Here is an 18410-nt window from a genome sequence, read left to right as displayed (position 1 = left end):
GGTCTGATATGAAAATCAATCTCTGACTCGTTTTGCCGGCCGCGGGATTTGTTTATAGTAAAGACAAGGAAAACGAAAGGAGGATCTGCATGAATATAAATGTAAAAACGGCAGGCGGCTTTCTGCTGATTGTGTTCGGACTTTCTGTCTTTTTCGGAGGAGGCCATTTCGCATTTATCATCCCGCTGGCGATCGGAGGCCTGATGCTTTACTGGGGAATCAAACGTTTTTCAAAAGGCCGGGCGGTATCGGGTATCATCGCGGGCTTCATCGGAGCTATGATTCTCGTCGGTTCTCTTCCATTTATCGTTGCCATCGGACTGGCCGGCGCCATGGTGTATTTCGGGTGGAAGATGATGAAGCAGGGCGGCTCAGACACCGCTTCCCGCCAGTATGAACCGGAAGCGGCATCACCGGGCTATCAATCCGGATTTGACTCTGAATGGGAAGAATTTCTGAAGAAAAAATAAGGAGGAAGACAAAATGGTCTTAAAAAGAATAAGAAATATGTTCGTCGCATCTGTTAACGAAGGGCTTGATAAATTAGAAAATCCGAAAGTCATGCTGAATCAATATGTGCGTGATATGGAAAGTGACATCGCTAAGGCGAAACAAACGATTGTCAAACAGCACACGATCGTCCATCAGTTTAAGAAAAAACAGGAAGACGCCTCCGAAACGGCGGCAAAACGGAAAAACCAGGCTCAGCTTGCTTTTGACGCCGGGGAAGAGGAGCTTGCGAAAAAGGCGCTGACTGAAATGAAATACCTTGAGGGAAAAGCGGCCGAACATGAAAAAGCGTATGAACAGGCGAAAACACAGCTGGCAGAGCTGAAAGAGCAGCTGGAAACTTTAGAAACGCGCCTCCGCGACGTAAAGGATAAAAAACAGGCGCTCATCGCCCGCGCCAACGCGGCAAAAGCGAAGGAACATATGAACGCTTCTTTCGACAAAATTGACAGCGAAAGCGCCTACAGGGAGTTTCTTCGAATGGAAAGCCGCATTGAAGAAATGGAAGTCCGCGTCAAATACGGCACTTCAGCTGAGGCGAACACAGAATACAGCCGCTCCCAATATTCAGATGAGGTGGAAGCCGAGATTGAAAAAATGCGCTCGCTTTCTCTGGAGAAAACAGAGCATCAAAAAGCGGCTCATGAATAATGTGCACAAGGGAAGATCGGCGCTTTTACGCCTCTTCCCTATACGCACGTATCAATTCTCCGGCTTTTCCTTTATAATAAAATGAATGAAAAAGGATGGAACGTAATGAAGCGTAAGATTGCCAAAGGACTGATGGCGGCGTCCGTTCTGATCTGCTGTCTGTTTTTGGTGAAAGAAGTGTTTGCCGGGCGTTTTTTTCCGCTGTACGAAACAGAAGCAGAATCGGCAAGCATACCGCCGCGTGCCGTCAACAGCCTGTCGGTTTCATCGGAACAGACGGATGTAAAAATCATCGCGGAAGCGCGGAATGATATCGCGGCAAACATGGCGGGACCGCCAGGGAAAATGTTTGTCCAAAGCAGGGGAAAAACCCTCAATCTCAAAGCGAAGGAGAAAGGGTTTCAATTTCTGAATCTCTTTCAGCGTCCTCTGCTGATTGTCCGCATTCCGTATGATTATCATCGGGATATCACCGTCCATACGTCAAGCGGCAGCATTGCCGTCGACGGAAACAAGGGGCTGTCTCTTGCGCACCTCGGCGTCCGTTCTGTAAGCGGGAATATGTCGCTGAAGCACGTGAAGACGGATGTGTTTGAAGCGAAGGGGCTGTCGGGCAACCTCACAGCAGCAGGCCTTGCGTCAAAAACGGGGGATATCCGCTTATCCTCCGGACATGTCGGGCTTCAACATGCGGCGGGCGCCCTTGACGTGCGGGTCGCTTCCGGCAGTGTCGACGCCTCGCTTGAGACGGCGGATGCTCCCGTATCCGTCAGGCTTGCGAGCGGCAGCGCAGCGATCAGCCTGCCGAAAGACGGAAGTTTTACGGTGAACGCCGAGACGGCAAGCGGAAGGATTCAGCCGTCTTATTCCTTTGAGAAAACGAGTAAGGACGGCGGGGCATTCACCGGTATGAAGGGCAGCGGCGCCAGGCCGATTGATATAAAAGTGACGAGCGGCAATATTGCACTGCAATAGTCAAGGAAAGGAGGGGCAGGCAGCTGATGGCAAAAAACAGATTCTCGGACTTATCATCGCCTTATTAGGCGTCAGCATGTTTTTGCGTATTATCGGCATCGGCGACTTCTTGTTTTGGCCGCTCTTTTTTCTGATCACAGGCTATATTTTTAATAAATATTCCCGCGGCTGGCTCGGCTCCGTCCTGTATATCTTCGCCGCTTTTTTATTTTTGAGGAATCTGTTCAGCGCCACCTTTAACCTGTTCGGCTATGCCTTCGCCGCCTTTCTCATATACGCGGGCTACAGGCTCCTGAAAGGAAAGCGCGTGTATGAACATAAAGAGAAGAAAATCAATCTTGAAAAAGAAGAGCAGCCAAAGCCTTCCGCCCAGACGGAAAGCAGACAGCCGGATCTCCGCAGCTTTTTTATCGGCGAGCTGCGGATGATGAAGGACCCATTTGAGCTGAATGATTTAAATGTTTCCGGATTCATCGGCGATGTGAAAATTGATTTGTCAAAAGCGATGATTCCCGAAGGAGAAAGCACGATGACCATCAGCGGTGTCATCGGCAATGTCGATGTGTACGTCCCGCCGGATATCGAAGTGTCCGTCAGTTCATCGGCTTTTATCGGCGATATGAACCTGCTCGGCTCTAAGAAAAGCGGCATGAGCCCGAATCTTTATAAAGTATCGTCTGAGTACGGCGACTCGCCGCGGCGGATTAAAATTTCAATTTCGTTATTCATCGGCGATGTGGATGTGAAGTATTTATGAGGAAAAAATTACTCGCCAATATTCAGTGGCGCGCCATGCGGATGACCGCGGGGCTCAGTCTGCTCCTTTGCGCGGTGTTTATTACGCTGATGCTGCTGTATTACGGGCTTGACCCGATGCTGCTGTTTTCTTCCGGCTGGTTCGGTATTCCGTTTGTGGTCATCCTGCTTCTGGCGTCACTTTCGGCCGGATTGATTTCCGGTTATGTATACGGAGGCCGCCTGAAAACAAGAATGGATACACTGATTGAAGCGGTTTTGAAATTTGAAAACGGCAATTTCGCTTATCGGGTGCCGCCGCTCGGCGATGATGAAATCGGTCTGGCGGCAGATCAGCTCAACGAAATGGCCAAGCGGGTCGAGCTCCAGGTCACATCGCTGCAAAAGCTCTCCAACGAGCGGGCGGAATGGCAGGATCAAATGAAAAAATCGGTCATCACTGAAGAACGCCAGCGGCTGGCGCGCGATCTGCACGATGCCGTCAGCCAGCAGCTCTTTGCCATTTCTATGATGACATCCGCCGTCTTAGAGCAGGTGAAAGATGCGGATGACAAAATCGTCAAACGGATTCGCATGGTTGAACATATGGCGGGGGAAGCGCAAAACGAGATGAGAGCGCTGCTATTGCATCTGCGGCCCGTCACTTTAGAAGGAAAAGGCTTAAAAGAAGGGCTGATTGAGCTGTTAAAAGAGTTCAAAGCGAAGCAGCCGCTGGATATTGAGTGGGACATCAGCGATACGGGTGTGTCAAAAGGCGTTGAAGACCATCTGTTCCGCATCGTGCAGGAGGCGCTTTCCAACGTTTTCAGACATTCAAAGGCGACCAAGGTCACCGTTAGACTCGGCGCGAAACATCAAAAGCTGCAGCTTAAAGTCATTGATAACGGGGCGGGTTTTACGATGGATCAAGTGAAAGCATCCTCATACGGCCTGCATTCCATCAAGGAAAGAGCGAGTGAAATCGGCGGCATAGCGGAAATTATCTCCGTAAAGGGAAAAGGTACGCAGATCGACGTGAAAGTCCCGGTTTATCAGAAAACAAAAGGAGAGAACGACAGTGATTCGAGTGTTACTGATTGATGATCATGAGATGGTCAGGATGGGTCTGGCCGCATTTTTAGAAGCGCAGCCGGACATTGAAGTCGCCGGTGAAGCATCAGACGGGCAGCAGGGCGTCGATCTGGCCGCAGAGCTTTTGCCGGATGTGATTTTAATGGACCTTGTCATGGACGGCATGGACGGCATCGAAGCGACAAAACAGATCTGCGCGAAACTCAATGACCCGAAAATCATCGTGCTGACGAGCTTTATTGATGACGACAAAGTGTATCCGGTGATCGAAGCGGGAGCGCTCAGCTATTTGCTGAAAACGTCCAAGGCGGCAGAAATAGCCGAAGCCATCAGAGCGGCTGCCAAGGGCGAACCGAAGCTTGAATCGAAAGTGGCGGGAAAAGTGCTGTCAAGGCTGCGCCATTCAGAGAATCAGCTTCCGCATGAAACGCTGACGAAAAGAGAACTGGAAATCCTCTGTCTCGTCGCGGAAGGCAAGACGAATAAAGAGATTGGTGAAGAGCTCTTCATTACGATTAAAACGGTGAAAACCCACATTACGAATATATTGTCAAAGCTTGATGTCAGTGACCGCACGCAGGCAGCCGTATATGCCCACCGCAATCATCTCGTGACATAAGAAAAGGAGAGCGGCGCCGGCACACTCTCCCGAGGGACGGGGTCATTGGGACATTCCCTTTGTTCCGAAATCCCTGATGGCGACTTTTACTTTATATTCGATATCCGATTCACTGAAATGATGATCCCAGTCAGAGGATATCTTTTTCCATTTATCGGGATAATGTATCCGGACTTGATCGCCTAACCCGGTAATATCCACTTTCAACTCATGCTGCATGTAATCAATGAATGCCATGACATCTGAATGAATGCTGCGTTTTACCGCGTTTTTGATTTCATTTATATAGGACTCCTTGAAAGAATCTTCTTTCGGATTCCAATCCTCAGACAGACGGCCTTCAACAAACCGGGTGACGATAAACTTGAATTTTCCATTTTTATATTGTGTTTTTACATCATATTTGCTGGAAAATACCTCGAAGGATAAAAAATGATTGTCATGCTTTGCAACCGTGACGCCCCCCTTTACCGTGCCTGTGAACAGGTTCATATTCTGGACTTGTAAAGGCGTTAAATTCGCATACCAGAATTTATTTTTAATAATGGTAGCGCCCCAGATTTCCAGTCTGCTGCCCACTTTGCGCACTTGAGGAAGGGCAAAGGTTTCGCCCTTGGCGATTCTCTCGGATATTTCCCCCAATGTCACGGGCTCCATCATCCGGATGGTGACCGCATTGTTCTCCGTTAAGTCATAGATCGTATTTGACGCAGGCTCTCCCTGGTCACTGATTTTGAAAATATCTTTCGTTTTATCCGGCACCGTCATCACATTGCAGCTTCTTCTCGTACCGTTGTCCCTGATAAACTGGTTCATCAATGCGTCAAGCGGGATGTGATCCTTTAACAGCGCTTCGGAAAACAGCATGATACGCAAGTGCTGGGAGAAGGCGGGGTGATTTTTTAACGATGCCGTTCGTAATGCTTGATGGACGGTTTCCCCTGGAGTGGAAGTCACCTTTGTCGTGTCACCTGACGACGACTGCTGGGCACTTGCTTTTTGCGGAACCAGAATCTGCTGTGTCACTTCCACATTTTCTTCCTCGGGTTTATCGAGCCCGACTCCGATAACGAGGCTCAAGTCTTCTAAATTGCGGCTGTCCCAGCACCCGGCCAAAAGCAATGTGCAAAATATGATTACGATGTATTTCTTCATTGCGCTTTTTTCACCTTCCTTTTCACAGCGACGACTGCAAATATCAGTAAAGGCAGCAAAAAGAAAACCAAGAAGATATAGCCGAGAATATCACTGAACAGCATCAGCTTGTTCGCATCCTTTGGCATCAATGACCCCAAGAATGTCGCAATCCCTACGATGACGACGCCCTTTTTCTGCTTCAGCCCGAAAATTTTATGAAGGCCTGAAGTCGCGAAATATCCGTATGATACATAGGTGGCGAAAAATTGGATAATCCAGACAACAAGCAAAAAGGACTCGAACCTTTCAATAAAAAGCCCTTTGATTTCAAATGATTGAAAGAGCGCGATCGTAGGCCAGATCATTGTTTTGACATCCTGGGTGGTTAAGGCGCCGACGACGAGCACGTAGGTAATAATGTATAAAATAATCGGGATGCCAAAGCCCATGGCCGACATGCCGAACGTGTGCTTTTTATTTTTGAGGTACTCGGGGAGAAACAGCATAATCTCAATCCCCAAAAAGGAAACAGAAACGACGGTCAAGGAGGCCATAACGGGAGAAAACCCCTGTCCGAGCACCGGCCGCAGGTTGTCGATATCAAATATTTTAAAGCTGAAGGAAAACACCACCAGCAAAATAATAATCGTAATCGTTAAATAGAAAGGAAAGAGCCTGCCGATATCGCTCATGCCGCCGATAATTAAATAAACGGAACAGGCGATAAAGATAAACAGCGTGACCGGCACGGGCGTTCTTTCCAATGAAAAGAACTTGACCATTTCCGCCATCGCCCGGGCTTCGAAGCTGGCGACTCCTATAAAATAGAGACAGATCATAAGATTGACGATATTTCCCGCCCATTTGCCGAGTCCTTCATTCATATAGTCAAATAATGATCCGTACTGATGCTTTTTCATAATGAGCGTATTGAGATAAATCAAAAAGATAAAGATGACGCCTTCCAGACATAACGCGATCCAGCCGTCCGGCGAATTTGCCCTGGATGACAGCGCCCGCGGCATGGTGAGAAGCCCCGCGCCGAGCATCGTGTTTGCAATCAATGCTGTCCCTTGATAGCTTGTAAGCTTATTGTGAGTTGTTTTCTGGCTCATTTATGTTTTTCGCCTCTTTTGGTTGATTTTTAATAGGGAGACGGAGAATAGAGTCGTTTGCGTTTTTTAAGCTGAAAAATCCATTCGGCGAGAAATACGGAGAACCGAAGCTTCGCTGTCTCGATAAATGAGTGTAGATCGCCAGCATAAATAAAATCATGCCGTACAGCCCGAAAGCTGCCGCGGTAAACATCGAAATAAAACGGAGCACACGGAACGACAGACCCATCCCGTACTGCGGCACCGTAAATGAAGCGAGCGCGACAATGCTGACCACGATGACCATGATGGAGCTGACAATATTCGCTTCAACGGCCGCCTGGCCGATGACGACTCCGCCCACCAATCCGATCGTCTGGCCGAGCGGGCTGGGAAGCCTCAAGCCCGCTTCTCTCAGCAGCTCGATCGTAATTTCCATTACCATCGCTTCAATGATAGGCGGGAAGGGAACGTTTTCTCTGTTCGCCGCGATGGTGACTGCAAGCGACGTCGGCAGCAGCCCTTGGTGAAACGAAACGAGGGCGATATAAATGGACGAAAAAACAGCGTGATAAAAATAGACGTAAACCTGAGCGCCCGGATGAGTGAGGCGGAAATCCACCGTTCATAATAATCATCGGGGGACTGCATTAAAATTCCTAAAGAAGCCGGAACCACCAGCGCAAACGGCGAGTTGTCGACAAGGATGGCGACGCGGCCGTTGAACAAGGCGGAAGAGACTTTATCAGGCCGTTCCGTATTTTGTATTTGCGGAAAGGGCGAATACTTATTATCCTCAATAAGCTCCTCAAGCGTTCCGGAATCCTGGATGTCGTCCATCTTCACTTCGCTGAGGCGCTTTACAACATCGCTGACGACAGACGGGTCCGCCTTATCATCTATGTACATGACCGTGGCGTATTTTAACTTGTTTTCTCCGATCGGAACCTTTTTCGTTTTCAGCTTCGGATGGTTCGTGCGCTGCCTGATCATGGCGATGTTTGTATCAGAATCTTCTATGAAGGCGATTTTCGGACCTCTTACGACCTTTTCGGATGTGGGTTCATTTACGCTTCTTTTTTCTCTTTTTCCCGTGGACAAAATGTATACGCTGTCAAGTCCGTTAATAAACACGGCGCATTTTCCCCGCAGAATGGAGATGACGGCTTCCTTCGACGTAAAGACAGGACGGGCGTCGATCTTATCAAGACGTTTCGTCACCGTATCCAGCGTCAGAGTGTCTTCCTCACGAAGCAGCGTTTCAATCGCTTCTTTTATTTTGTCTTCGTCGTTCATTTCACTCAGATACATATAATAAAAACAAGCCCGTTCGGAAGCATCTTTTTATTTTGAACCAGGTCATCATTCTGCTCTACGTGGGGAAGCACCAGTGCCAGGTTAACGTGTATGTATTCCTTGAATTCCGATTGCGCCATCGACAGTCACCCGCCTTCCAATCCTTAATTGAGGTTATCTTTTCCTGTTAAAAAAATGATATACTATGATAAAGTATTTAATGGTACAAGTTTTTTTATGAAAGCGGAGGAGAGATGTGGCACAAGTCAGACTGGCAGGGAATGCCGAAGAAATTGAACAGCTCATCAAATCATTTGAAGCGCATTACGAAGTGGCTTACACGTCGAAAGAATACCGTAAAACAAATCCGAAGTATAAATACTCTAAGGATTCGCGCGTCTATCTTGAGCTGAAATTAAAAACGGCCAAGGCCGAAAAATAAAAAGGGTTTCATCTGTTACTGGCGAATAATACTCAGGGTGAAGCAACTGTTATGGAGGGATACATAAATGGACTACAGAATTGAAAAAGACACCATGGGAGAAGTTAAAGTTCCGGCAGATAAATTTTGGGGCGCTCAGACACAGCGCAGCAAGGAGAACTTCAAAATCGGTTCAGAAAAAATGCCTCAGCGTGTTGTGAAGGCGTTTGCAATATTGAAAAGAAGCACAGCGATCGCCAACGAACGCCTCGGCAACTTAGAGTCTGAAAAAGCACAGGCGATTGCCGCTGTATGTGACGATGTTTTAAACGGCAAATACGACGATAACTTTCCGCTCGTTGTCTGGCAGACGGGAAGCGGCACGCAAAGCAACATGAACATGAATGAAGTGGTGGCCAACCGCGCGACTGCTTTATTGAAAGAAAAAAATTCCGAGCTGAAGATTCATCCGAATGATGACGTCAACCGCAGCCAAAGCTCAAACGATACATTCCCGACGGCGATGCACGTTGCGGCGGTTCTTGCCGTATATGAGCAGCTCGTTCCGGCGCTTGATCAGCTGCGCGCGACGCTTGATGAAAAAGCGAAAGCTTATCAGGATATTGTGAAAATCGGACGCACGCATTTGCAGGACGCCACTCCGCTGACGCTCGGACAGGAAATCAGCGGCTGGGTATACATGCTTGACCGTTCGAAAGAAATGATTCTTGAGTCAACGGAAAAAATCCGCGCGCTTGCCATCGGAGGCACGGCAGTCGGCACGGGAATCAACGCCCATCCGCAGTTCGGTGAATTCGTCGCGGAAGAAATCACAAAAGTAACGGGGCAGACATTCAAGAGTTCGCCTAACAAATTCCACGCGCTCACAAGCCATGATGAAATCACTCACGTTCACGGCGCGTTAAAAGCATTGGCTGCCGACCTGATGAAGATTGCCAACGATGTCAGATGGCTGGCAAGCGGCCCGCGCTGCGGAATCGGCGAAATCGTCATTCCTGAAAATGAGCCGGGAAGCTCTATCATGCCGGGCAAAGTCAACCCGACGCAAAGTGAGGCGCTGACAATGATCGCCGCGCAAGTGATGGGAAATGACGCGACAATCGGATTTGCGGCCAGCCAAGGAAACTTCGAGCTGAATGTCTTCAAACCGGTTATTATCTATAACTTCCTGCAGACCGTGCAGCTGCTCAGTGACGGAATGAATTCCTTCCATGACAAATGCGCTGTCGGTATTGAGCCGAACCAAGAGACGATTCAGGAAAATCTCTCTAACTCATTAATGCTTGTTACGGCGCTTAACCCGCACATCGGTTATGAAAACGCCGCGAAAATCGCCAAGCTTGCCCACAAAGAAGGCCTGACACTGAAAGAAGCGGCATTACAGCTGAACCTTCTGACAGAAGAACAATTTAATGAAATGGTGCGTCCGGAAGATATGGTGCACCCGAAAGCATAAAAAGAAAGAACGGCTGCAGTTATTGCGGCCGTTCTTCTAAATAAACTGCTGTTTCAGTAAAAATCTGAGCTGTTCTGCATCTTCAGCCAGCAGGTCGGATTCCTTCAAATTCAAAATCATTCCTTTGATGATTGCCGGTTTCGGTGACTTTTTCTTCATTTCCGCTTCCAGAATATCCAAGCTCTCGGTGAATTCAGATGCTTGCGCCTTGTCCATCGTGCCGATGCGCGTGCGGAGGGTCTGCAAGATCGATTGACTTAAAGGATCGGGCTGCCCGTTATGAAGGGGCCCAAACAGTGAGCTTGCCTCATCAAGAGAAATAAATGCTTCATCATGTCTGTCCGCCATTCCGTTTACGATGTCATCAATTCTGTGAATCACGGTATTTGCCAGAAGCGAAGGCTGTACGGACCGGCCGGTCAGAATCAGATACTCAAGATACATCTGACTGATTCCTTCTATTAAAAACAAAGCTCGGCTGTGTATGGTTCAGCTTTTTCTCCGTAAATAGCAAGAAGACTGTCGATATGAAACTGCAGGATCGACCGGCGGATTCTCTTTCCGCACTGCGCCGCTTCTTCGGTATAAGGAAGTGAACCGTCTTTCATCTGCACGGTAATAAAATCCTGATGGGCGAGAATCGATTCGTAAAATACCGCAAGCTGTTTTTGGTAAGCGGCTCTCGGACTGTCACCCTCCGTTTGGATCGTCGTGATTCGGGTAAACGTTTTATCATAGTAGTAATTCAGCATGGATAGGAGCAGTGCTTCTTTGGAAGGAAAGTAAAGATAAAAAGCGCCTTTTGAGATTTTGCATTCATCGGCGATTTCCTGAACCGATGTAGATTTGTACCCTTTTCGGGCAAACAGTTTGATTGCTGCTTCAATGATCAGCTTTTCTTTTTCCTTCAATGGTTCCACCCTTTCGGAGCCAGGAGGCTGGCTTGTGCTTCTCATGTATGACTATATGGTCATATTGATATTCCGTAAATTTAACCTGATTGTAACTTGTTTTTTGTTTTGTTTTATTTATATTATAAAGTGAGCTGACCGAATGGTCAAAGTTCTGGCGAAAGGGTGAATCTGAAAATGAAAGAATTAGATGAAATGATCAGCCGCTTGCGAAACAGAGGAATTAAAGTCGAAAAGGTGAAATATCCGAAAAAGACAATTTGTGAAAAGAAATGGGTTCATCAATGCCAAAAACCGCTGAAAGCAAACTACAGAGATTTTAACGGCTATTCCTTCACATAAAAAAGACTGCAATGAAACACTACAGTCTACTTTGGTATGATAATTCGGTAGATTACACCCGATTGGTCATTTTCAATTGAAATTGATGCTTTATGCAGGGTTAAAATCCGTTTTACGATGCTGAGTCCTATGCCGAACTCGCCTTTCTTCCCTTTATTAAAAGGCTCGTACAAGCTGGATAGCATCTCATCCTCAATCGGAGGCCCGTCATTTTTAACCGTCATGACAATCTGCTGCTGATTTTGGCTGATCCGAATGTGAATCGCCGTTTCTGCATAGCGGATTTGATTTTCGAGAATGTTTTCAAGAAGTTTGCTCCATTGTTCCGGATCACCGGGCATCATTAATGCATCTTCTGTATCAACGGTCCACGATAATTCCTTCCGGGCCCATTTGAGCCGTTCAATGACTTCTTCCGTGACCTTCACAATGTCAAATGTCTCATGGTGCACCCGCTGCTTCATTAAATAATCAAGCTTCGTTAAATATAATAAATCCTTAATTTTCTTCTCAAGTTTTTCTGCTTCGCCTTCAATGACATCAATTGTGGTTTCCAGATCCCCCTTAGGAAAAATCCCGTCCTTTATTGATTGAGTATAGCCCCTTATCACCATGACAGGCGTTTTTAAATCATGAGAGATATTTTGCAGGAGCGTTCTTTCCGTTTCATCTTTTTGCACCAGCTTGCTCCGCATGTCTTCAATGGTATGGCCTAATTTTCCGATTTCGTCTTTTCTGTCGACGATGACCGGATCATCCCAGTCCTGTTCGGAAATCCGTTTGACATGCTTCTCTAAGGAAACGAGCGGGCGCGAGAGATATTTGGCAAGCCAAATCGCCGGAATCCAGCTTAACAAAATCACGCCGGCAATGATAAAGAGCAGCTGCTTGAACAGGGTGAATGCCAGATCATCACGATAAGAATCAAGGGCGTAAGACAGCATCATCGCATCCTGGCCGTTAATGGTGAGGCCTTTTTAATGACGAAAAATACTTTTTCACCGCTGATGTCCGCGCTGTATCGTTTCGTGACGCTGTGCTGGCGGCCCGCGAGCTTGTACACCTTATGGATAAAGGAAGAAGAAAAGTAGTTCAAGTCTTTGTCACTGGCCGATTCCTCCCGTTCCGGCAGAAGAACGTGCTGAACGGATCGGAAAGTCGTCGGAGCGGTCGCATCCTCGCTGTAATATCCCCGCTCGATCGATCCGGGCAGCCGGTACTCCGTCAGTACATGCTGTTCATTTTCAATGGTCGTATACGTTTCATCCGTGAAAAAATGACGCAGCGTATTTGAGAACAGCACGAGCAGCAGAATCGAAATGGCTAAGAGGATGCCTGAGATGACCACCCATATTTGAAAAGCAAGCGGCTTATTTTTCATGACGTCATCATCCTGTAGCCGAATCCGTAAATGGTCTCAACCTTTAACTCCGGCATTTTTTTCCGCAGCCTCCGCACAAGATCATCGACCACCCGGTCAGTGCCGAAGTAATCATGGCCCCATATTTTCAGCAGGATATCTTCTCTGGAAAAGGGGTGTCCTTTATGGTGAAGAAATAAAAGCAGCAGATCAAATTCCTTAGACGTCAAATTGACCAGGCTGCCGGTTTCATCATAAACCTCTCGGGCATCCTCGATCACATTGTAGGAAGAAACGGTGATGCCGGTTTTCTTTGCGGCGGGCTGTTCTTTATACACGAGCTCGAGCAGTTTCTGGACCCGAATAATAAGCTCTCTCGGCAAAAAAGGCTTGGCGATATAATCATTGCTTCCAAGCTCTAACCCGAGGACTCTGTCAATATCGGCATCCCGCGCGGAAATGAAAATGACCGGCACATCGGGATCTTTTTCTTTTATTTCTTTTATCAATGTATAGCCGTCCGTATCCGGAAGCATGATGTCAAGAATCCACAAGTGGGGAGACGGCTGCATCTGCTTTCTGGCATCTTCGCCTTTTGTGAAAGATGTAATGTTCCAGCCTTCATTCTCTAAATATTTTGTGAGCAGTTCATTCAGGTTATCCTCATCTTCAACTAGATAAATGGTGTATGACAAGGCATTTCACATCCTTTCAACATCATTATACTAGTTTTAACACACTCAAGCCGCATTTTCATAATTTCACATATTCTTTTCATTTTTATCCCACAATGTTTGTTTATGATGTGTATAAGGGAAGAAAGGAAGAAAAAAAGCGGGGAAGATAACATGTTCAAACACATTTTGTTTTGGAGCTTTGCTTTTCTCCTTATTATTGGGACAATAGAACTTGTACATGCGATGAATATGTAATCGATAGAATGAAACATGCTGAAGGAGTGTGCGTGAATATGAACGATCATCGAGATGACGGCAGAAGCCGCGATCAGTCAGATCTTTCACATACGGAACAAAACAGAAATGAACAGCAGCAGATCAGCCATCAGGAGCCCGAGCTGCTTGAAGGGACCGTCTCGAAAGAACCGGAAAACGAGACGGCTGCCGGTACGGAATTTGAAAAAACGGCTGCTGTGAAAAAGAAAAAACGGAGAGCCGCTTGGCTGAGCCCGATTTTAGGCGGCATTATCGGAGGAGGCCTCGTGCTTGGCATTGTGCCGAACCTGCCGGGTGAGCAGCATAAGACAGAAGCCGTTTCTGATACGAAACAAGTTCAGTCTTCGAATTTTACGTCAACGCCTTTGAAAAATACCTCAAGCGTAGCGGATATGGTGGAAGAATTGGAGCCTGCGATTGTCGGAGTTTCCAACTACCAAGCTTCGCAAAGCAGCCAGTTCGGACTTGACGGCGGTTCAAGCTCTGAAACGGAAAGCGGCACGGGGTCAGGCGTCATCTTCAAAAAAGACGGCGAAAAAGCGTACATTATTACAAACAATCATGTCGTAGAAGGGGCGAACAAACTGTCGGTCACTCTTTACAATGGGAAAACCGAAACGGCAAAGCTTGTCGGAAAGGATGCCATCAGTGACTTGGCTGTATTGGAAATCAGCTCGTCCAATGTCAAAAAGCCGCCAGCTTCGGGGATTCCTCCAAGCTCCGCATTGCCGATAAAGTGATTGCCATCGGCAACCCGCTCGGCCAGCAGTTTTCCGGCACCGTCACACAAGGTGTCATCAGCGGGCTGAACAGAACGGTGGACGCCGATACATCCCAAGGCACGGTGGAAATGAACGTGATTCAGACGGATGCGGCGATTAACCCCGGAAACAGCGGCGGCCCGTTAATCAACTCAAGCGGCCAGGTCATCGGGATCAACAGCATGAAAGTCAGTGAAAACGGCGTGGAGTCACTCGGCTTTGCTATTCCGAGCAATGATGTAGAACCGATAGTCGACCAGCTGCTTGCAAAAGGAAAAGTCGAGCGCCCGTTTTTAGGTGTGCAGATGATTGACATGGCGCAAGTGCCGGAAACCTATCAGGAAAACACGCTCGGACTGTTCGGCGACCAGCTGTCTAAGGGTGTTTACGTAAAAGAAGTGCAATCCGGCTCACCGGCTGCGAAAGCGGGCATCAAATCAAATGACGTCATTGTACAATTGAATGGCAAAGATGTCGACAGCAGCGCTGATATCAGACAGATCTTATATAACCAGCTGAAAATCGGCGATAAAACGACTGTTCAAGTGCTCAGAAGCGGAAGCAAAAAGACGCTGAACGTCACATTAACGAAACAAACTGAAAGCGCAAGCTGAACGCATAAAAAAAGCTGAACCTTCAACTGAGGTTCAGCTTTTTCTTCATTCTCCCAAGTAGGCTGACAGCATCCACACATGCTTGTCCGCTTCTTCAACTAATCCGACAAACAGGTCGGCAGTTGACGGGTCATTTTGTTCCTCGGCGATGCCGATGACAAATTTTGATTCGCGGCTGATTTGTTTATAGTCTTGAACCAGTGATTTCACCATTTCAGACGCCGTTTTTTCCTGACCTTCATCCGTAATGGAAGCTTGTTCAAGGTAAGTGTGCAAAGTCGCCGCAGGCTGTCCGCCGATGGCCAGAAGACGCTCTGCGATGGCATCCGCCGTTTCCGCCGCTTCGTTATACAGTTCTTCAAATTTTTCATGAAGCGTAAAGAAGTGAGGGCCTTTTACATACCAATGGAAGCGGTGCAGTTTAGAGTAAAGGATAAACCAGTTTGATAATTGTGTGTTCATTGATTTCTCAACAAGAGTTTCAGTTTTTTCGCGTTTTGTGTATTCATATTCATCGTCCTCCCTGTGATCTGTTAATTTAATTATATCACGTATCAAATAAAAATCAATACTAAATTATAATTATTATAATTTAGTTTAAGTGAACAGCTTTTCTTTATAATCGATTCCCAAGCGGACCACGGAAAGAGTGAGCGGAAAGCCAATGTCAGCTTAACGCCCCTGCCGATCGGATACCGCAGTTTCTTCAGCCGTTTTCTTTGTGCCAATTGATAAATCAGCTCCGCTACGTCATCAGGATCGCCGCTTTTGGATGCGTTGGCTTTGAAGTAAGCTTCAAGGGGCTGATAAAAGCGATAATAAGGCGAGTCTTTGCCGGGCGCCGTAATATGGCTGGAGAGAGACGTCTCCCAAATAGACGTTTTATAGGAGCCCGGTTCTATTAAAGCGGCATCAATTCCTAAAGGCAGAAGCTCGAGGCGCAGACACTCTGTAAACCCTTCAACCGCGAATTTGGAAGAGACATACGGAGATAGAGCCGGGAAACCGGTCAGTCCGCTGATACTGCTGATATTGAAGATTTTCGCCCCGCCATGTTTCCGCATATAAGGCAGCACGGTTTTTGTGACATGAATCAGACCGAATACATTTGTTTCATACTGCTGTCTGTAATGTTCCATCAGCACATCTTCAATAAACCCTCCGTACGCAGTGCCGGCGTTATTGACAAGCAGGTCAATCGGTCCGAAACCGCTGATGGTGTTCCCGAAGTCAGACACCGACTGCTCATTTGTCACATCTAAAGAAACGACCGTAATATGTTCGGATGTACCCGCTTGAGCGGCGGCCTCTTTCAGTATTACAGCTTTCTCCGGCTGTCTGGCTGTTGCGATGACGTGATAAGACCGGGCGAGCTTCAGCGCTGTCAGCATCCCGAATCCGCTCGTCGCACCGGTTACAATGGCAACTTTTCTGTTCATCTTATAATCCTCCCCGTTTGTTCTTATCTCATAGTGTATAACATCTCGAGGAAAGAAGGAGAAATCGTTCGGAAATATGTCAGAATTGTTTTATAATGGAGTCAGCTTCGGATAGAAAGGGGTAAAGAAAAGATGGCATTAGAGGGATTGAAGGAAACATGGGATTTAAACTCCATTTTTGAGGGCGGGAGCCGGTCGGAAGAGTTTCAGCAATACATACAAGAGCTCAAAAAGCATCTAAGCGCTTTTCAACATGCGGTTGAAGCATTTACAGTTCCGACGCACGCGGATGAAAGCCGGGAGCTGATCAATCTGATTGATAGGTTTGAACGGTCAGCGATCATGATCAGGCAGGCGGGAGCGTTCGTCGGCTGTCTTCAGGCTCAGAACACTCATGATCAGAAAGCGAATGAATGGAGGGCGCGGATCAATCAGCTGAGCAGTGATTTTAAATCCGCTCTGGTCACCCTTGACGATACACTTGTCCGGATTGACGAGCGGGTCTGGGAGGAGCTGCTGCAAAAACCGGAACTTCAGGATCTCACATATGTCTTAAATGAGAGAAGAGACCGTGTCAGAGAGAAGCTCAGCGCTTCAGAAGAAAGGCTGATTGAAGGCCTGGCCGTTGACGGCTACCATGCATGGGGCGACCTGTATAATGCGGCTGTCGGCAGAATGAAGGTTCCGTTTGAGGATAAAGAGCTGTCGGTCGGCCAAGCGGAAAATATGATGGCGCACCCGGATCGCCGCATCAGACGTCAAGTGTTCAAAGAGCTTAATGAAGCCTGGAAAGGAGAAGAGGAGCTTTTCGGCAGCACGCTGAACCATCTGGCCGGCTTCCGCACGGAAATCTATAAAGCGCGGGGCTGGAAAAGCGCTTTGGAAGAGCCGCTTGCGATCAATCGGATGAAAAAAGAAACGCTGGATGTCATGTGGCAGGTCATTACCGATCATAAAAAGCCTTTTGCCGAATACCTGAATCGAAAGGCGTCTCTTTTAGGGCTTGAGCGCCTGAATTGGTATGATGTGAATGCGCCGATCGGCGAGGCGCCGAAAGAATACACATATGATGAAGCGGCTAATCTGATCGTCAGCCAATTTTCGACGTTTGGCAAAAAGCTGTCCGCATTCACGGAAAAAGCGTTCCGCGATCGGTGGATAGAAGCGGAAGACCGCAGCGGCAAACGGGTCGGCGGTTTCTGCACCAGCTTTCCCGACAGCGGAGAATCCCGGATTTTTATGACGTTTTCCGGAAGCGCTTCGAATGTATCGACGCTGGCGCATGAGCTCGGTCACGCGTTCCATCAGGAGGCCATGCTCCAAGTGCGGCAGCTGAACAGAGCCTACGCCATGAATGTGGCTGAAACAGCCTCGACCTTTGCGGAAATGATCGTCGCCGACGCCGCTTTGAAACAAGCGGAGACAAAGGATGAAAAGCTGTTCTTGCTTGAAGATAAAATTCAAAGAAGCGTAGCCATGTTTATGAATATTCATGCGAGATTTTTATTTGAAACGCGTTTTTATGAAGAGCGGAAGCAGGGCGTCGTTCCGGCTGATAAATTGAATGAATTGATGGAAGCGGCGCAGAAAGAAGCATTTTGCGATTCATTAGGGGAATACCATCCTCATTTCTGGGCGTCAAAACTGCATTTTCATATTACGGGAGTGCCGTTCTACAATTTTCCGTACACGTTCGGTTATTTATTTTCGCTTGGAATATACGCAAGAGCTCTTCGGGAAAAAGCGGATTTTGAAGAAAAATATATCGCGCTTTTGTGTGACACGGCTTCGATGACCGTTGAGGATTTGGCGATGAAGCACCTTGGAGCGGATCTCACGGAACGGTCGTTTTGGGAAGACGCGGTCCGCCTTGCCGTACAGGATGTGCAGGAATTTTTAGAGCTGACTGAATGATAATCTGGAGATGAACCGGCCGGAGCTGTTACCGCTCCGGTTCTTTTTGTTCCGTGAATGACAGCCGCCTCCCTTGGAAATACCTAAAAACGATCGGAATGGAATGGGA

At 47.6% G+C, this 18410-nt stretch carries 14 protein-coding genes and 5 pseudogenes; 11 read left to right on the top strand and 8 right to left on the bottom strand.

Features of this window, described 5'->3' with window-relative positions; all coding sequences use genetic code 11:
• The first annotated feature begins 89 nt into the window (after positions 1–89).
• The 6 genes from D368_RS07240 to liaR all read left to right on the top strand — a co-directional run bounded on the left by D368_RS07240 (position 90) and on the right by liaR (position 4582).
• Positions 90–470, top strand: a complete 381-nt coding sequence (locus D368_RS07240) for a protein liaI (protein ID WP_015387734.1) — start codon at positions 90–92, stop codon at positions 468–470.
• Between the two features lie 13 nt (positions 471–483).
• Entirely contained in the window at positions 484–1161 is a 678-nt protein-coding gene (gene liaH / locus D368_RS07235; protein ID WP_003151791.1) for a stress responsive protein LiaH, read from the top strand.
• Between the two features lie 105 nt (positions 1162–1266).
• On the top strand, positions 1267–2136 hold the full coding sequence (gene liaG / locus D368_RS07230) for a LiaG family protein (protein ID WP_071392256.1): 870 nt from the start codon (positions 1267–1269) through the stop codon (positions 2134–2136).
• Positions 2123–2893 carry a cell wall-active antibiotics response protein LiaF gene (liaF, locus tag D368_RS07225; protein WP_486129237.1) on the top strand — a complete coding sequence of 257 codons (771 nt, stop codon included), beginning with the start codon at positions 2123–2125 and terminating at the stop codon, positions 2891–2893. The genes liaG and liaF overlap by 14 nt, the downstream gene beginning before the upstream one ends.
• Positions 2890–3972 carry a two-component system sensor histidine kinase LiaS gene (liaS, locus tag D368_RS07220; protein WP_128574675.1) on the top strand — a complete coding sequence of 361 codons (1083 nt, stop codon included), beginning with the start codon at positions 2890–2892 and terminating at the stop codon, positions 3970–3972. The genes liaF and liaS overlap by 4 nt, the downstream gene beginning before the upstream one ends.
• Complete coding sequence (gene liaR, locus D368_RS07215) at positions 3950–4582, top strand: two-component system response regulator LiaR (protein ID WP_003151798.1); 633 nt, start codon at positions 3950–3952, stop codon at positions 4580–4582. Before liaS ends, liaR begins: the two co-directional genes overlap by 23 nt.
• Before the next feature lie 42 nt (positions 4583–4624).
• Here the strand turns inward: liaR and D368_RS07210 are convergent, their stop codons facing one another.
• The 3 genes and pseudogenes from D368_RS07210 to D368_RS07200 all read right to left on the bottom strand — a co-directional run bounded on the left by D368_RS07210 (position 4625) and on the right by D368_RS07200 (position 8109).
• Positions 4625–5737 (bottom strand): Ger(x)C family spore germination protein, encoded by a 1113-nt coding sequence (locus tag D368_RS07210; protein ID WP_039253908.1) that lies wholly within the window; start codon positions 5735–5737, stop codon positions 4625–4627.
• Positions 5734–6834 carry a spore germination protein gene (locus D368_RS07205; RefSeq protein ID WP_128574674.1) on the bottom strand — a complete coding sequence of 367 codons (1101 nt, stop codon included), beginning with the start codon at positions 6832–6834 and terminating at the stop codon, positions 5734–5736. The genes D368_RS07210 and D368_RS07205 overlap by 4 nt, the downstream gene beginning before the upstream one ends.
• Positions 6809–8109 (bottom strand): annotated as a pseudogene (locus tag D368_RS07200) (spore germination protein). Before D368_RS07200 ends, D368_RS07205 begins: the two are co-directional and overlap by 26 nt.
• 256 nt (positions 8110–8365) lie before the next feature.
• Here D368_RS07200 and D368_RS07195 point away from each other — a divergent pair.
• Together D368_RS07195 and fumC are read left to right on the top strand one after the other, a co-directional pair.
• The gene (locus D368_RS07195) at positions 8366–8551 is read left to right on the top strand and encodes a YvzF family protein (protein ID WP_003151806.1); all 186 of its coding nucleotides are present in this window, start codon (positions 8366–8368) and stop codon (positions 8549–8551) included.
• 67 nt (positions 8552–8618) lie between these two features.
• A complete protein-coding gene (gene fumC, locus D368_RS07190) occupies positions 8619–10007 on the top strand; it encodes a class II fumarate hydratase (RefSeq protein WP_007410064.1) in 1389 nt (462 codons plus the stop codon).
• A gap of 36 nt (positions 10008–10043) precedes the next feature.
• Here the strand turns inward: fumC and D368_RS07185 are convergent.
• A pseudogene (locus D368_RS07185) lies at positions 10044–10918 on the bottom strand (TetR/AcrR family transcriptional regulator).
• A 177-nt stretch (positions 10919–11095) separates the two neighbouring features.
• Between D368_RS07185 and spxO the strand changes: the two are divergent.
• Positions 11096–11260 (top strand): anti-adapter protein SpxO, encoded by a 165-nt coding sequence (gene spxO, locus D368_RS07180; RefSeq protein WP_003151811.1) that lies wholly within the window; start codon positions 11096–11098, stop codon positions 11258–11260.
• A 26-nt stretch (positions 11261–11286) separates the two neighbouring features.
• Here spxO and cssS read toward each other — a convergent pair.
• Together cssS and cssR are read right to left on the bottom strand one after the other, a co-directional pair.
• Positions 11287–12641, bottom strand: a pseudogene (gene cssS, locus D368_RS07175) (two-component system sensor histidine kinase CssS).
• Entirely contained in the window at positions 12638–13315 is a 678-nt protein-coding gene (gene cssR, locus D368_RS07170) for a two-component system response regulator CssR (RefSeq protein ID WP_003151813.1), read from the bottom strand. The pseudogene cssS and the gene cssR overlap by 4 nt, the downstream one beginning before the upstream one ends.
• Positions 13316–13590: 275 nt before the next feature.
• On the opposite strand from cssR, the pseudogene D368_RS07165 reads away from it, so the two are divergent.
• Positions 13591–14948, top strand: a pseudogene (locus D368_RS07165) (S1C family serine protease).
• A 45-nt stretch (positions 14949–14993) separates the two neighbouring features.
• Here the strand turns inward: D368_RS07165 and D368_RS07160 are convergent.
• Positions 14994–15457, bottom strand: a pseudogene (locus D368_RS07160) (Dps family protein).
• Between the two features lie 45 nt (positions 15458–15502).
• Entirely contained in the window at positions 15503–16387 is an 885-nt protein-coding gene (locus D368_RS07155) for an oxidoreductase (protein WP_128574672.1), read from the bottom strand.
• Between the two features lie 132 nt (positions 16388–16519).
• Between D368_RS07155 and D368_RS07150 the strand changes: the two genes are divergently transcribed.
• On the top strand, positions 16520–18301 hold the full coding sequence (locus tag D368_RS07150) for a M3 family oligoendopeptidase (protein WP_128574671.1): 1782 nt from the start codon (positions 16520–16522) through the stop codon (positions 18299–18301).
• Positions 18302–18410 lie beyond the last annotated feature (109 nt).

The organism is Paenibacillus lentimorbus NRRL B-30488, assembly GCF_000411595.1.
Taxonomy (GTDB): Bacteria; Bacillota; Bacilli; order Bacillales; family Bacillaceae; genus Bacillus; species Bacillus velezensis.
This window is presented reverse-complemented; position numbering and strand designations above follow the sequence as displayed.